Annotated in this window: 15 protein-coding genes; 3 read left to right on the top strand and 12 right to left on the bottom strand. The window is 38.0% G+C overall.

Going from position 1 to position 16,537, the window contains the following annotated elements; translation table 11 throughout:
* Positions 1–21 precede the first annotated feature (21 nt).
* The 8 genes from PATL70BA_RS10515 to PATL70BA_RS10480 form a co-directional block, all read right to left on the bottom strand.
* Positions 22–771: a tRNA pseudouridine synthase A gene (locus tag PATL70BA_RS10515; RefSeq protein WP_125137316.1), complete on the bottom strand. Its 750-nt coding sequence runs from the start codon at positions 769–771 to the stop codon at positions 22–24.
* A 42-nt stretch (positions 772–813) separates the two neighbouring features.
* Positions 814–2,940 carry a methyl-accepting chemotaxis protein gene (locus PATL70BA_RS10510; RefSeq protein ID WP_125137315.1) on the bottom strand — a complete coding sequence of 709 codons (2,127 nt, stop codon included), beginning with the start codon at positions 2,938–2,940 and terminating at the stop codon, positions 814–816.
* Positions 2,941–3,055: 115 nt separating this feature from the next.
* Positions 3,056–3,826, bottom strand: coding sequence for an NYN domain-containing protein (locus PATL70BA_RS10505; RefSeq protein ID WP_125137314.1), 771 nt, complete (start codon positions 3,824–3,826; stop codon positions 3,056–3,058).
* 28 nt (positions 3,827–3,854) lie between these two features.
* The gene (locus tag PATL70BA_RS10500) at positions 3,855–4,289 is read right to left on the bottom strand and encodes an SH3 domain-containing protein (RefSeq protein WP_125137313.1); all 435 of its coding nucleotides are present in this window, start codon (positions 4,287–4,289) and stop codon (positions 3,855–3,857) included.
* A gap of 142 nt (positions 4,290–4,431) precedes the next feature.
* A complete protein-coding gene (locus PATL70BA_RS10495) occupies positions 4,432–5,004 on the bottom strand; it encodes a hypothetical protein (protein ID WP_125137312.1) in 573 nt (190 codons plus the stop codon).
* Positions 5,005–5,038: 34 nt separating this feature from the next.
* Positions 5,039–5,680 carry a macro domain-containing protein gene (locus PATL70BA_RS10490; protein WP_172596205.1) on the bottom strand — a complete coding sequence of 214 codons (642 nt, stop codon included), beginning with the start codon at positions 5,678–5,680 and terminating at the stop codon, positions 5,039–5,041.
* A 43-nt stretch (positions 5,681–5,723) separates the two neighbouring features.
* Positions 5,724–7,166 carry a hypothetical protein gene (locus tag PATL70BA_RS10485; RefSeq protein WP_125137310.1) on the bottom strand — a complete coding sequence of 481 codons (1,443 nt, stop codon included), beginning with the start codon at positions 7,164–7,166 and terminating at the stop codon, positions 5,724–5,726.
* Positions 7,167–7,201: 35 nt separating this feature from the next.
* Positions 7,202–8,437, bottom strand: a complete 1,236-nt coding sequence (locus tag PATL70BA_RS10480; RefSeq protein WP_125137309.1) for an FprA family A-type flavoprotein — start codon at positions 8,435–8,437, stop codon at positions 7,202–7,204.
* Between the two features lie 313 nt (positions 8,438–8,750).
* On the opposite strand from PATL70BA_RS10480, the gene PATL70BA_RS10475 reads away from it, so the two are divergent.
* The 3 genes from PATL70BA_RS10475 to PATL70BA_RS10465 all read left to right on the top strand — a co-directional run bounded on the left by PATL70BA_RS10475 (position 8,751) and on the right by PATL70BA_RS10465 (position 11,663).
* A complete protein-coding gene (locus PATL70BA_RS10475) occupies positions 8,751–10,433 on the top strand; it encodes a phospho-sugar mutase (RefSeq protein WP_330509869.1) in 1,683 nt (560 codons plus the stop codon).
* A gap of 223 nt (positions 10,434–10,656) precedes the next feature.
* Positions 10,657–11,349 carry an AzlC family ABC transporter permease gene (locus PATL70BA_RS10470; protein ID WP_172596204.1) on the top strand — a complete coding sequence of 231 codons (693 nt, stop codon included), beginning with the start codon at positions 10,657–10,659 and terminating at the stop codon, positions 11,347–11,349.
* Positions 11,346–11,663 (top strand): branched-chain amino acid transporter permease, encoded by a 318-nt coding sequence (locus tag PATL70BA_RS10465; protein ID WP_125137306.1) that lies wholly within the window; start codon positions 11,346–11,348, stop codon positions 11,661–11,663. Before PATL70BA_RS10470 ends, PATL70BA_RS10465 begins: the two co-directional genes overlap by 4 nt.
* Before the next feature lie 62 nt (positions 11,664–11,725).
* On the opposite strand, the gene ilvD is transcribed toward PATL70BA_RS10465, so the two are convergent.
* From ilvD to PATL70BA_RS10445, 4 genes are all read right to left on the bottom strand, one after another.
* The gene (ilvD, locus tag PATL70BA_RS10460; protein ID WP_125137305.1) at positions 11,726–13,408 is read right to left on the bottom strand and encodes a dihydroxy-acid dehydratase; all 1,683 of its coding nucleotides are present in this window, start codon (positions 13,406–13,408) and stop codon (positions 11,726–11,728) included.
* A gap of 72 nt (positions 13,409–13,480) precedes the next feature.
* Positions 13,481–15,076 (bottom strand): DUF342 domain-containing protein, encoded by a 1,596-nt coding sequence (locus tag PATL70BA_RS10455; protein ID WP_125137304.1) that lies wholly within the window; start codon positions 15,074–15,076, stop codon positions 13,481–13,483.
* 58 nt (positions 15,077–15,134) lie between these two features.
* A complete protein-coding gene (locus PATL70BA_RS10450; protein ID WP_125137303.1) occupies positions 15,135–15,686 on the bottom strand; it encodes a chromate transporter in 552 nt (183 codons plus the stop codon).
* On the bottom strand, positions 15,683–16,234 hold the full coding sequence (locus PATL70BA_RS10445; protein WP_125137302.1) for a chromate transporter: 552 nt from the start codon (positions 16,232–16,234) through the stop codon (positions 15,683–15,685). Before PATL70BA_RS10445 ends, PATL70BA_RS10450 begins: the two co-directional genes overlap by 4 nt.
* Positions 16,235–16,537: the final 303 nt, after the last annotated feature.

Raw genomic sequence — 16,537 nt, 5'->3', positions numbered from 1 at the left:
AGTGGCTACATGTTCATGATACTATTCGTAGCGCACCTTTGTAAGACATAGCGCATGAGCCATGGCCTTGTGGCCAACGTCTTTGTTATCTCTTGTCTTAAACCCACGGTGAATAGAGTCCACTTTTCGTTCAAGGAGACCAATTTGAATCAAGGTTCCTACAATATACCGTTCCATATTTAACAGATAGCCATTTGCTGTCATTGTGATTATGATTTCTAAGTCAGTTTCCTCTATATCCATCGACATAATTTCCCTTGTGGTGCTACCTGATTTACTCTTGGTAGCATATGCGGCAAAATCATGACTACCTTGGAAAACCTTAGCACCTTCTCGCATCAATGTCACATCTAATGGCTTCTCCATCACATTAACAAGCTGTCTCTCAAAAAGTGGGCGCCTTGGTGCATTCTGTTTCCACAACCTGTATGTATAGGTAATCTGTGTTGCCAAATAACGACTATGAAAACGATCATCCGCTTTTTCTACAGAAAGTGTAATAATATCGTCCGGTAGATAGGTTTCAAAGTATTCAAAAATCCCTTTTTCATCCAGTCGCGCATCCGGTCCGTGAAAGTTAATCACCTGATACTGTGCACAAACCCCGGCATCGGTATTAACGGCACTGATGACCTCTACGTCTTTTTCATAGAGCTTATAGAGTATTGTTTCTAATTTACCTTGAATGCTTTGCTGACTATTTGTTTTGGTTTTTCGATAGCCTTTGTATCTTCTGCCGTCATAGGCAATGATCATTTTATAATTTTGCATGGTGTCCTTTCAGGATCCTAGATTTAATCATACTTATATGGGTCATACTTGAAAATTCTTAATGTTGTTATCCATTTTTTCTATGACCTGTGACAATTTATACGCCATTTCAGACAGATGCTCTGCTGAAGCCGTTTGTTCTTCACCGGTACCAAGAACTTCTTCGATGGCAGCGGCTGATTGTTGGGCAACAGCTGCGATACTGTTTATTGAATCTGTTGCTTTTTGTTCAATTTCTTCTAAGCCAAACAATAAGATATACACATTATCCACTTCATGTATGATGCTATCCATGTCTTTCACAATCTCTGCAAATGTGGTTCCTGTGTTCTTAGCTGCTTCTTCTTGTCTTTGATAGATCGCTTCTCCACTTTCAATCATATTGCTTGTTTTTTGTGTTGCTGTATTTATATTTGTAACAATGGCACTAATACTTTTAGCCGCTTCACTGGATTGATTTGCAAGTTTTCTGACCTCATCGGCTACTACAGCAAATCCTTTACCGGCATCACCTGCTCGAGCCGCTTCAATAGCTGCATTGAGGGCTAATAAGTTGGTTTGAGAACTGATTGCATTAATCATATCGATGATGCCCAAGATTTCTTTAAACTGCATGGTCAGTTGACTCATATCACGTTTAATATCGTTAAACAATACAATGGTCTCGGTAGTCGTTGCATTCAAATCGTCAATGGTGGAGGAAGCCTCTACGCTGGTTTTTTTGGTTCTTGTAGTCACCCTAACCACTTCATTGAAGCTTTCTTCTGTTTTATTCATCTCTGTTACCAATTCCTTGATAACCTCTACCGCTCTTTCTGAATCATGGGCTTGTTCAGTTGCCCCTTCTGAAAGTGACTCTACAGCTTCGATGACTTCCTTAGAAGCCAAAGCTGAATGAGACGCAATGCTTTTTAACTCTTCAGAATCTATGGCAACTTCACTGGTGATCTCACCTGTTTCTTTTATAATCTGTGCCATGGTTTCTGTCATGGCATTAAAGCTATTTGAGAGTTGGCCTATTTCATATTTACCTTTGATTGCACTACGAACCGTCAAATCACCTTGTTCCACTGCTTTCATTTTTCTACGAATATAGTCAATTGGCTTTGCAATATTAAACGCCAACAACAGACCTATAACAACGGCTAAAACAAAACAGAACAAAACGATAATTGTTGCTTGTGTTTTCATATTGTTGATACCGCCATAAATGGTTGCTGTCGGTATTTCTGCTACATACATCCATCCATTTTTTAATTCTTTAAATACAACCATGGTTTCTGAACTTACTTGGTTACTCGTAACAAAGGATCCGTTCGCATGAGGTACTTCTTCTTCACTTTGCTCAATACTTTGCATAGCATTGCCCATAAGCTCTTGTGATATCCCAATCATACTACCCACTTCTAACGTTTCATCTGAGGAAACCACCACTTGGCCATTCATATCAACGATTGACATCTTAGCCCCTTCTCCTAACTTCTCAGGGTCTAATATTTTGGTTAGATAAGATGGGTCTACGACTAACATCATTACAGATGGCTTTGTCATATCGTATACATTCGCTACGGTTTTATATAAAAAAAGGTCTGAAGTATCATACTTACCATAGGACCAATAAGGCTGTGAACCTGACTCTAATATTTGGGTTCTCTCATCACTGGCCATAAAATTTTCTATAAACGAAGGGTCATTTATAAAATCAATATTAGAATAATCAATAATTTCATTTTCTTTAATAAACGCAACTGTTTTAAGCTCTGGTTTGGAAACATTTAGAGATACGTAGAGTGTCCTTATATTATCTCTTCTATCCTGAATGAAGGTAAATGTATTATCATAATCCTCTGGTGAGCGACTAACCAATTGGCCGATTTTAACATTAAATAAAAAAAGGTTAGAATCTGAGTCAATGGCATCCAGTTTCAGATTGGCTTGCTCTGTAACTTGATCTGCTAATGCAAGATTTGCTTTTTGCACTTCTTCCAATATGGAATCCTTCCCATTGGTAAATAATAATACTGCCACAATGGCTATGGGAATGATAGAAATTAGAACGTGGGACAACGTAAGTTTAAACTTAATGGACATACTTTCGTTCATCCTTATTTCTTGATTGACAGCAGTCGCCTTGACTTGCTTCGTGAACATTTTTTTCTCCGTTTTCATATGCGCACCTTTAATCCTTTTTAATTTAGTTGTTGCTTCCAATTACTCATGTTGTATGTATGAACTGACTCACTTTATGATATGGTTGCATCTAATTCAATATGCGTGTAAACACCTACCTTTTCTTTGGATTTTCTTCTTTATTCTTAATATAATAGTTTATGCCATATAAGCTATTGGGATTCTTACGTTTTAGCACATCAAACTGCTCAAGGCTTAGAATCAATGGTGATAACTTTGAATGACCATAGTTTCTTGTATCAAAATCCGGGTATCTTTTATTCAGTCTTGTACCGACCTCTCCTAGATTAACCCAACCTTCTTCATCAGAAGCCTCTGTAATGATCGTCTTTATAGACTGAATCAATGCTTGCTTACTGGTGATACCTTCTTTTCTTGTTTCTTCTTTCGCTGGTGTCTTATCTGACTTTACTTCGCCCCTTGATGGTGCTGCCAGTACTTCAAGATACTTGAAAATCTCACATGCAGAAATAAAAGGGGTTGGTGTTTTCTTCTCGCCCATACCGACCACATACATACCGGCTTCTCTTAACCTGGCTGCTAATCTTGTAAAGTCACTATCACTGGATACGATACAAAACCCATCCACATGGCTTGAATATAAAATATCCATGGCATCAATAATCAATGCCGCATCTGTTGCATTCTTTCCGGTGGTATAGCTGTATTGTTGAATGGGAGAAATCGAATAATTCAGTAGAACATTCTTCCAAGAAGCCAAATTAGGCTTCGTAAAATCTCCATATATCCTCTTATAAGTTGGTGTTCCATGGTTGGATATCTCATCCATAATGTATTTTATATATTTTTCAGAAACATTATCTGCATCAATCAAGACTGCAATCTTTTTATCTTTTTCATCCATCTACGTAGGACCTCTCTCTTCTCATCCATCACTCATCGGTTGTAACCGGTAGATCTTCTTCCTCAACAGAAACACAATATGCACCGAAAATCCAACCCAATACATCTTTTTCAGTTTTTATCTTGTACCAAATCTGATCTTCATCATCCATCGCTTCTTCAAGGACCTCAAATATAGCATTCTCCTGAACCTTATCAACGATGGTGCTATTAATTGAAGCTGATTCGCGTACATTTAGAACATCTGCAATAATCTGAACATGTAAAATATCGGTTTTTTCAGGTTCGGGAATCATCTCGGGTTCTTCAACAGGTGCTTCCTCAATCACGACCGGACCATCTTTAGGTTCGGATAATCCATCATTAGGCTCTAACCCCTCAATGGGTCTACAACCTGATAAGAATAAAAAAACCATTATTAATACGAAACTTTTTACTATATTACGCTTATCTGTGATATTCATATGTTTGTCTCCAAATAAAAGTAGTCGCTTTATTATATTTCAAAGTTCGTTTACATAGTTTTGATACTTTAACCATTATAACGTATAAACGTTCTATAATAAACCCCATATGTCGTTTATGTATCAAAACATCCTTAAATTCTTAAGAGCGATCTAGAAGCAGCATACCACATTTTTTGCAACTTGGTGTTTCAAACACATCGATTTTATAAATAGGGTTCTTCGTACCACACATGGTACATACAACCACTTTTATTGGTTGAGCAGATTCAGTATCGGACTGATCCACGTGAAGCTTTTTCTCAAGGTCCTCAACCGACACGATGGTATCAATATGTACCTTTTCAATATTTAAATCCGGTGTATCACTGGGTTGATGTTCATTTATTGGTTTATCAAAGTTTGTATTTGATACTTCATGCTTTTGTTCCATCTCAAAAGCTGTTGGTTCATTCACCTTTACATCTATAACATTTCCAACCTCATCGGCATAAGGCGTTTTTGTTGGTATCTTGACATCGTCTATCCGAGGTTTTGGTTCAAATTTTCTTACTTCTCTGGCATCTTTAGAATAGCCACTGTCTTTATTATTTTGAGATTGTAGAATCATGAAAATAACCTTGCCAATGATTGCAATAAATCCAAGGGGTGGAAATATGAAAAATAATACTATAACAACTAACCAAGTCTTATCCATTGATATACTTTGTCGCATAATGACCCATCTCCTTTATGTGTTGGTTGATGGCCTACTTATTCATATATTTCTTATAGGCTTCATATGTAATTTTATCTTGGCAAACCATAAGAACCTTTTCAAGGTGCTCATGTTCATTACAAAATGCTTTTATGGTCCTAGTCGCAATTTTAGCGGCCTCATCAATCGGATAACCATACACGCCAGTACTGATGGATTGAAGTGCTATTGATTTTATTGGATGATGCTCGAAATAATCCATTAGTTCAGATTTTGTATCCTGTGTATAAGCAATTTTTGCAGAACCGTCTAAATGACCAATATATTTATCCAACACATCCAGACATTGTTTCATATAATGTTTTTTGTAATTGACCGTTAGCTGTAGAGCTGCTTCATAACTGTCTGCCAGAAGATCATCTTCAAAATACATACCACCTGCATACCTTGGACCGACTGCATGAATAATCCACCCAATCCCTTTAGCTTCAAGATCATAAGACATGGTCAACTTGGCCTTACCGGTTGAACAGCCGCCCAATTCGCTACATTCTTTACCTAAACTTTCACCTGCATAACTAGAAATAAAATCATTAAGACCGCCCTTATAATCCAAGTTCTGGTTTGTCAGGTTCAAAATAACATCGACATCTTGTTCTAATAACTCTCCCTTAATCAATTCAAACTTAATCATATCCATCTCCTATACAAGACAATTATTTTTATATCCGTAGGCCTTATTGACCGGCTACAGCTTCTAATTCATTTAGAAAAGCATTGACACCCAGATGCCAGTTGCTATCTTCTGCATACTTTCGGTTAATCCACTTAACAGGATCTTCACCAAGTGGGCGATCCTCACTTAATGTTAATATGGTTCTTGATGCAATACGTGTAGCCTCGTCAAAATCTGTGTTGTAAAGCTGCCAACTTCTGTAGATATTATATGGATTATTTATCATAAGCTCCGCAAAATCATGGTCTTTTTGCACAAAGTTCTGCTCCTGCCCTGTGATGGCAACCAACAACAGAGGATTAACACCATATAACTTAGAAACATCAATAAGGTTTTCCAAATAAATATCTTCGCTAATCTTAGCATTGCGCGCTTCAAGCCATGCTTTAAGCGCTGTCTTGTCAATTTCTTTATACTGAATACTTGTATCTAAATGACTGGCATCAATAAAAATATCTTCCGATTCCGGATGTGCTATTTCTTCCATTTGTTCTGTATTAACAACCGGCCATGTCATATACAAATCGTTTTGAACCATTATGTTGTCTTCTGTCCTTGATAACTTACCAATCAAGGCAAGAGCCACCACAAGCAATACAAGAGCACCCACAATAACAATAACAAATTGTTTAAGATCCCGCCTATAGCTACCAAAATTTATATAGCTTTTCAGCCTCATAATCCATGTCTGTTCTTCTTCCAACTCATTTTGGACGGATCTAAGAATCAAAGGTTCAATTGTTCTCTCACGTTCTACTACAATAATTGGTCGAGGATCCTTGACTTCTTTTTCTAAAGTAGACTCATCTACTTGAAGATTCTCTTCCGTCATGGTTATATCTTTAACTTCAAAGGATGCTGATCTATCTGTCGTCTGACTGTTTAAATCCTTATAATTGATATCAAAAAATCTTTCATCTAATGATTTGGGATCAAGCAACAGATAATCCGAATCCAAATGTGTTGCATTCGCTGTAAAAGCCGCTTCTAACTGTTCTAATAATGCGTGGCTTTCTTCGTCCACTTCTTCAGTATTAATCTCCAGAAGAAGTTCTTCTTTAATGACTTGTGTTATTTGAAGTAGGGTATCTTGATTAACCGGTACTGGTTGTTGGTGGTTGATCCAGCTGGTCAAGTGCTCTATAAAAGTATCTTCGTCTATATCTAGGCCAACACATGTTTTCATAATATCATAGGCACAGATTGAAAATACTGCTTTTTCTGAAACTTCTGAAAATAAAGCTTCTTTTATACGTTTCTGGTCACCTCTTCTAAATTCCCGTATGTGATCATTAATAATCTTATGAACAGCATCGGCAAAAACCCTGACTCTATAAGCACTTGTTGAATCAGGGTATTTTTTTTCAATATACTGTTTGAGTAAGTCTACAGATTTTTGATAGATGATTTCCTTTTTTTTAAGGTTATTAATGACCTCAATCATAGCCTTATTCACTCAATTCTATTGAATATATTCTTTTAAACTGTTACGGCTGTATCTGATACACCTATCATTTCCATCAACTCTATTATACCTTCATCCATTTTTTGATAGTCTGACTGGGCTGCAGCACCTTTAAATTCAACAGGCTCTACAAATGTCCACTTCATCCCTTTATGCTTCATAATCTCATCCAACTCTTTTTGTGCACCGCCGGACCAGCCGTAGGAACCAATTCGAAGCGCTTTTCGGTTATGAACTTTTTTATTGCCAAGCTCTTCAAGAATAGCCGCCATAGGTGGAAACATCTTGTACTCGTATGTTGGCATTGCTAAGATTACTACAGGTGAATTCCATACGGAAGCCAAAATAGTCCCCCATGAAGTTTCAGGTACTCTATGAACATTCACTTTTACATCATAGTTTTTAAGACTTTCAATAATATGCTGCACTGCTTTTTCAGTCATACCATACATGGAACCATATAATACGGTTACTTCATGTAAATCTGGATCTTTTTGATAAGCGGCATATCGCTTATAATCATCTATGATTTTACTAGGGTTCTTACGCCATACCAAGCCATGCCCTGGAGCAACTACTTTAATCTCTATGTCTTTTAATTTATCTAATGCTTTCTTGGTGAAATCTGAAAAAGTCGCTACAATATTGGAGTAGTATCTAACACCCTCCTCTTCAAATATGACCAATTCCTCTTCTGTTAAATCTTCATCAAAATGCTTTCCTTCAATATAACCATAGGTTCCGAAAACATCACAAGAAAATAATGTTTTTGTCATTGTGTCATAGGTTACCATAGCATCTGGCCAATGAACGTTAGGTACGGTTGCAAATGTTAAGATGCGTCCATTACCAAGGTCCAGCGTATCACCGTCTTTTACCACACGTATGTTGTCGACACGACCATAGAATGCTTCAAGTAACTGCTCTGCAGGTTTTGTGCAGATTATGTTTAGATTGGCTTTTATACTTCTTAGATCTTCAAGCCAACCGGAATGATCCGGTTCCATATGGTTAATAATCAGGTAATCCACATCATCAATTTTCATATTCATCTGATCAAGCATCTCAAAAAGGTGTTCAGGAACACCATCCCATCCACAGACGCCATCCACCAACGCGATTTTCTCACCTTTGACAATGTATGAATTGACAGAAACCCCTCTTGGAATCTCCCAAATACCTTCAAAAAGCACATTTTCTAAAGAAACACTTAGTTTAAATATATCATCACTTATTGTTGTTATGTTCATTATGACACCTCTTTCATTCTAAGTTATACAAATAATTATGGCTAAAACGTCAAAACCAAGCTTCTCTGCGTCTATCGTTGGTTTTAACCACTTGCACATTGTTAGTGTTAATTATACATGATTTTCTTCTATAAATCATCAATAAATTCCAATAACCTTAATTTCATCTGGTACTTACTTTAATTATTTCTTTCCGGCAGATACATAATGACATAATGACATATTTCTTTTCATGTCTATTAATGTTATACTCAAACCAGTCAGTCTAGTAAATGAAATCTAGAATAGAAAAGGGAGTGATAAAATGAATTATATGAACATATATGAATCATGGCTAAGCAGTGATGATGTGGATGAAAACACCAAAAAAGAATTATTAAGTATCAAAGATGATCCCGCACAAATTCAAGATCGATTTTATAAATCTCTTGAATTTGGAACTGCAGGACTAAGGGGTAAACTTGGCGCCGGTACCAATCGCATGAATACTTATATCGTAGCAAAGGTCACACAAGGCATTGCCGATTATATCCTGGATTATGGCAAAGCATATATGGACAGTGGCGTCGTAATCGCCTATGATTGCAGACATTTTGCACCGGAGTTTGCCAAGCTAACAGCATTGGTATTTGCTGCTAACGGTATTAAGGCTTATCTTTTTGAAAGTTTGAGACCAACACCAGAGCTCTCTTATACCCTTAGAGAACTGGACGCTGTTTCCGGCATAAATGTAACCGCCAGCCATAATCCTAAAGAGTACAGTGGCTATAAGGTCTATTGGGAAGACGGTGCACAAGTACTGGATGATATCGCTAATGGGATGACAGAAAAAATCAACCAAGTGCCAATCTTTAATGGTGCCAAAATGATTACAGAAGAAGAGGCCCTTAATCAAGGCTTATTGGTTATGCTTGGGCAAAAGGAAGACGATGCTTACATCAAAATGGTCAAATCTCTATCTCTGCGTGATCAGGATGTAGAAAAAGACATCAAGATTGTCTACACGCCTTTAAATGGTGCCGGCAGCATTCCGGTCATGCGTGTACTTCGTGAAAAAGGATTCACCCAAATCACCATTGTCCCTGAACAGGAACATCCGGACCCTAACTTCACCACCGTTGATTATCCAAATCCAGAGGATCCTAGGGCTTTTGAATATGCCGAGAAACTCGGTTCATCACTTGGTGCTGAACTTCTTATTGCAACTGATCCTGATGCAGATCGCCTTGCTATTGAAGTTCTTGATCAGGCTGGGAACTATGTACCTTTTAACGGTAACCAAACCGGCGCCATTCTTGTCCAATATATTGCACAAAGCATGGAAGAAAAAGGTATTCTACCTAACAAACCAGCCATTGTTAAGTCCATCGTCACAGGGGATTTAGGTAAGGTTATCGCTGCTGATTATGGCTTCACCACATTTGAATCTTTAACAGGTTTTAAGAACATTTGTGGCCGTATTCCTGAGCTTGCTAACGAAGGATACCAGTACATTTTGGGTTATGAAGAGAGCATTGGTTATTCCGTTGGCACAAGTGTACGCGACAAAGATGGTGTTAGTGCTACCATGTTGCTTTGTGAAGCCGCCGGTTATTACAAATCCAAAGGTAAAACCTTATTGAACGTTCTTGATGAAATCTATAAAACTTATGGTTATTACAAAGAAAAGCAAATCTCGTTGGTGCTTGACGGTGTAGAAGGACAAAACCGTATTGGTCGAATGATGACCCATTATAGAGCCCATTATCCTCAAAAGATTGGGGCTTTTAAGACCGTTGAAGCCATCGACTATTTAGGTGGTTACATGGATATTCCAAGTTCTAATGTATTGAAGTATATGTTGGATGATGGTAGTTGGTATGCTGTTCGACCTTCCGGTACTGAGCCCAAAATTAAGCTCTATATTTATACCAAAGGTGATACAGATGAACGTGCTGCTGCTATTATTGAGTTGATAGAAAAGACTGTACTTGGTGTATTGGAGAGTGTAGAGTAAAAGGAACTTCATGGTCGATGTTGGCTAACTTTATTATTGCTGATTGATATTAAATTACTATAGAATTACTTTTAGCGTCGAAGTTGGTGAGAATCATCGACTTTGGCGTTATTTTTATTAACGATTTAAAAATATAGGTTAAAGATGTATTTAAATAGATTTTCTATTGAATAATATGCATGTACATGGTAATCTTGAGAGGATTAATTTTAGGGGGTGTATTATGAAACGTGTTTTTAGATCTGCATTTCCATTGACCATACCGGTGCTTCTTGGCTATATCTCTGTGGGTATTGCTTTTGGTCTTCTGGTTGTTAAGTCGGACCTAGATTTTTGGGTAGCGCTACTTATGAGTGTTCTTGTTTATGCGGGCGCTATGCAATTTTTGGCCATACAGCTTTTGGTTAATCCCGTCAGTATATTACAGGTGGCGATTATTACTCTATTTGTTAATATCCGTCATTTATTTTATGGCCTGTCTTTTATCGATCTTTTTAAGACTTTTGGTTTTAAAAAACATTATATGATTTTTGCCCTTACCGATGAGACTTACTCTTTACTCTGTGCCATTGCACTAAAAGAGGATATGGACCACGAAAATCTATTTTTTGCTGTCTCTTTTCTGAATCAACTTTATTGGATTTCCGGTACGCTTATTGGATATCTCCTTGGTTCTTGGCTAGTTTTTGATACGACTGGTATTGAGTTTGCCATGACCGCATTATTTGTTGTTATTTTCATCGAGCAATGGCTGGGCTATAAAGATCACAGACCCTCCTTGATCGGACTTGCCACTTCCCTCATCGCGGTCATGGTCTTTGGTCCAAAAAACATGATTTTGCCTGCCATGGTTATGATATTAATCGGGCTTATGGGTAGCAAGTCAATAATTGAATCAAAGGAGGTGCGTCCATGACCCTTATTCTGATTCTTGTTATGGCTCTGGTTACCTATCTTATACGCATATCTCCTTTTATATTGTTTGGAAAACATCAGAAAACCCCTTTATGGGTGACTTATCTTGGCAAGTATCTACCACCAGCTGTTATGAGTATGCTGATTATCTATAGTCTAAAGGACATTAATCCTCTTGATTATATCCATAGCCTTCCAGTATTTATTGCCATCCTTACGACAGGCGTACTTCATCTTTGGAAGCGCAATAATTTGCTCAGTATCATAAGCGGTACTGTTGTCTATATGCTACTCCTTCAGAAAGTTTTTATCTAAAAAGCAGTGATCAAAGAAATTCGTCTTTGAACACTGCTTTTTTTATTTAGCTTTTATTTGTTTTAATCTGTTATGGCCCCTCTTGAAGATGAGCCTACCAACTTGGCATACTTTGCCAAAACACCTCTTTGATACCTAAGCGCTGGGGCTACCCATGACTCTTGCCGCGTAGTCCATTCTGCTTCTGTAAGTTCTACGTCAATTTCACCTTTGGTTGAATCTATAATAATACTGTCACCATTTTTTATTAATGCTATCGGTCCACCCACTTGAGCTTCCGGTGCGATATGCCCGACCACAAAGCCGTGACTACCACCTGAATAACGACCGTCTGTGAGTAAAGAAACTTTACCACCTAAACCTTTACCGATAATGATGGCACTGATGGAAAGCATTTCCGGCATACCCGGCCCACCTTTTGGACCTTGATAACGTATGACAATCACATCACCTTCCATAATCTTGTCCGCCATGACCGCTTCTATAGCTGCCTCTTCCGAGTCAAATACTTTAGCCGGTCCACGCATCTTCTTAATCTTTACACCGGACATTTTACACACAGCACCTTCCGGTGCCAAATTACCTTTCAAAACATAGAGTGCGCCTTCTTTTTTTAGAGGTTGGTCCATGTCTCTGATAACTTCTTGTCCTTGGGTTAGATCCGGTAAGTCTCTAAGATTGTCTTCCAATGTTTTTCCGGTTACAGTCATACAGTCTCCATGAAGCAGTCCTGCGCGAAGCAATAACTTCATGACACCTGGTACGCCACCAACATTGCTCAAGTCCTGCATAACAAATCTACCACTTGGCTTTAAATCTGCTAAATGAGGTACATTTTTCCTTATTCTTTCAAAATCATCATAGTTTAAATCCACATCAACAGCATTTGCCATTGCCATCAAGTGTAAAAAAGCATTGGTAGACCCACCAAGAGCCATGACCACGGTGATAGCATTTTCAAAAGCCTTCTTTGTCATGATGTCTTTAGGGCGAATATCTTGTTCAAGCAATCTAATAACTGCTTTACCCGCATCCTCACACTCTTGGGCTTTTGAATTCCCTATTGCCGGATTTGATGCATTTCCTGGCAAAGCCATGCCCATAGCTTCTATTGCTGATGACATGGTATTGGCCGTATACATGCCACCACAAGAACCCGGTCCCGGACAAGCCTTACACTCAATCTGGTGCAGTTCCTTATCATCAATTTCATGTTTATTATGTCTACCGACTGCTTCAAAAGCCGAAACAATATCGATATCTTTCCCTTTACTTTTACCGGGTTGGATACTACCGCCATATACAAAAACCGCCGGAAGATTCATTCTACCAATGGCAATCATACAACCCGGCATATTCTTATCGCAACCTCCAATGGCAACGATACCGTCAAAACGTTCTGCACCCATCACAGTTTCTATAGAATCTGCTATGATCTCTCTGCTCGGTAAAGAATACCGCATGCCTTCATGCCCCATGGCAATACCGTCTGAAACTGTAATAGTATTAAAAATAAGAGGTGCACCGCCACCCTCCCTTGCGCCTTTCTTAGCCGATACTGCTAGCTGATCTAGGTGCATATTACAGGGTGTCACCTCACTCCACGTACTGGCTATCCCAATCATAGGTCGCAAGAAATCTTCATCTGTAAATCCTACTGCACGAAGCATCGCTCTATTCGGTGTTCTATTACTGCCTTCACTGATTACAATGCTTTTTATTCTTAAGTCTTTATATGTGGACATTTGCATCATTCCTTTCCGAAGTATTACATACCATTATCCATCAATTGATAATGATTGTCAATATTCCGATATCTATATGACTTTAATCTCATGGTCTTCATAATAATAACGCACGGGCAGGTTTGACTTATCTTTCACTAAAATCTGTTTGTCCAAAAGCTTAATCAGGACATTCGGATAAATGAGTTTTTTTGCTACTACTTCTCCTAAACCTTTGGTGTGTAAATAACTAATATAATTCTTCTGCGTCTCATACAGATTCGCAAGCCTTTTTTTATAGGTCATGTATTTGTGTCTGGTTTCCTCATAATCTTTATAATCTTTTTGATTGATTTCTCTTTTACCAAAGGCTTCATAAGTTTTTCTGTAATGATCAAGCTTTTCTTTCGTAAGTTCTACTGCAGTACTTAGCATATTGTAGTCTTGTGTAATTTTCTCCCGATCAAAACCACCCACGATGATTTTTGTATGAATACCGGCACGTCCGCCTATTTCACTGGCTTCTACTTTGACTGATGCTCGTATTACACCACCGATAATCTTACTTGATGGCGATTCCAAGATGACTTCTTTTGCCGTAATGTCGCAGTTCATAGCATAGAATCCGATATGGACTGTACCTTCACAGATGATGGTACAGTCAGAAGCGAACTTCGTATAAATGTTTTTTTTAGCTTTTATAATGGCTTTATGTTTACCGGCTATACCACCCTTGACATATATATCACCCATTCTGCTTTCAATCAGGGATACAGCACCAATACCCATCTTACCTAAAATCTGAATATTTTCAGTAGCTATGACAGTGAAATTATCATCCACTGTATGATTGACCTCTACAAAGCCATCAAAATCCACATTACCTGTTGCAAAGCCAACATCACCATCTATTCGAATGGCATTTTGTACACTAATCAGATTGTCCGTATAAACAACAGCACCATTTCTTTTGGCATATAATGTGGTAATTCCCTCTTCTTCATTCAATACACTGATTACAGAATTCGTATCAAAAACCAAAGCTTCTTGATGACCTGGAATAGGTGGAATCTCTTGACCTGTTACTGTCATACCGGGTATTCCAGGGGTAGGCTCTAATCTTTCTCCCAACCAGTCACCTTCATTCACACGGTTGATAACACTCAGTTCGTAGTGATCCACACCACCTGTTTCAACGATTTTTGGAACAACTTCCCCGATGGTGTACATTCTAATCTTGGCATCATCACCATTAATAGGTTGTCGCCCTTCTGCTACAGTTATTTTTTCTAAAGGCATCAAATTTTTATAATCCAACGCCATATTGAGTCCGTATATGATATTAGCATCTTTACAGGCTAGGAGCATCTGTCCTTTAAGCTTCTCTTTGTCATAGGTTTCGTATTCTATAGGGGTCATCAAAATAATCGCCTCTGCAATAAGGCCATCGTTAGTCATTCGTATATCCACAAGAGGTAACCACTCGCCCACCTCAATTGTACTTGTCAATCCATCTCTTAGCGCAGCACTTAGTGCTGAGAATTTTGTAATTCTCAGTCTTGGTAAGGTGGTGGCTACATCATTGTTAAATGTCATGATGGTCATGCCCATTTTCTTTTGACGCATCCATACTTTTTGATCTTCTTCTTCCAACTGTATATACTCATCTGCAAATATGATTTTACTCATAAAACAACCTCCTTGATTCTTGGGTGTTGTTGCGTTCACTTGTCATTATGGTATAGCTTTATAAGAATATCGTCATAAATCCTAAGATACCTGAACCTATGATCAATATTATGGGATGAATTTTCGTTTTTAGCTCAAGAATCAATACAATGATGCCAATAGCTAAAGTTTTAAAGTTTATCTGATTCAAACTAGGGGTATGGTTAATAAACAAAGCGCTTTTCCCTATAGATAGAGCAGCTGCAAATATTAATCCCGCGATTACCGGTTTTATACCATAAAACACTTTTTTCATGATGATATTTTCACTGTGTTTGAAGAAAAATGAAGATATAAACAATACAATCAACAAAGAAGGTAATGCTACACCAAGTGTCGCTATTGCCGATCCTCCTATGCCACCCATCTTATAGCCGACAAAAGTAGCCGCATTAACAGCAATCGGGCCCGGCGTCATCTCCGCAATGCCGATAATCTGAACGAACTCACTTTCAAGTAACCATCCATGTCTTTGGATTTCACTGGATATAAGGGGAATCATGGCATAACCGCCACCAAAACTAAACAGGCCCACTTTAAAAAAAGTAACAAACAAATCCCAGTAAATCATAATGGTTTTTTCCTCTCTCGGATTTGTCTATAAGAAACCATCCCTAATACACCACCAAGAACAATAACCCATATAGGGCTCATGTTTGTAAGGGTAACACATAGAACTGTCCCAATAAAAATCATGAGCGTCATCCCATCTACAACCGCACTTTGTATCATTTTTTTAGCAGCCATTAGAATCAAGGCAACCACAGCACCATTAATACCAAGAAATATAGCTTTTACTGCAGGCGTATCTGCAATCATGCTAAAAAAAGTAGCTATGGTAATGATAATGACAAAGGAGGGCAAGATGACACCTGAGGTCGCCGCAATGGCACCACGACGCCCCGCAACTTTATAACCAATTAGAGTAGATGTATTAATAGCAATAGCGCCAGGTATTGACTGTGCTATTGCAAAAAGATTAATAATTTCATCTTTATGGACCCATTTCTTATGGACAACAACTTCTTTTTCAATCAAAGGGATCATGGCATAGCCGCCACCAAAAGTGAAAGCGCCAATTTTTAGAAAAGCAAGAAACAATTCCAGATAAGTCTTCATAAGTACTCCTCAAATGTCAAAACAAACGACTTTACCATAATTTTACATATCTCACCTTAATATTACCATTTTTAAAATTTTCAGTCAATGAATGCTTAAGCCGTAAAACTATTTAGTTGAACTTCAGTCAAAGTTACATAGTATCGAACGCTTCTACGGTACTATGTATTACAGGTAGATTAGTGAAACTTAGTTTTGATGCTTTAACACAGTGCTTAGGCCGTAAAACTATTTAGTTGAACTTCAACCACAAAAAACCTCAAGTCAATGATTAAAATCAATCCCTAACTTGAGGTTCTAATA

Source organism: Petrocella atlantisensis (genome assembly GCF_900538275.1).
Classification (GTDB): Bacteria; Bacillota; Clostridia; order Lachnospirales; family Vallitaleaceae; genus Petrocella; species Petrocella atlantisensis.
Note: the sequence above shows the minus strand (reverse complement) of the source record. Positions and strands in the feature narration are given on the sequence as shown.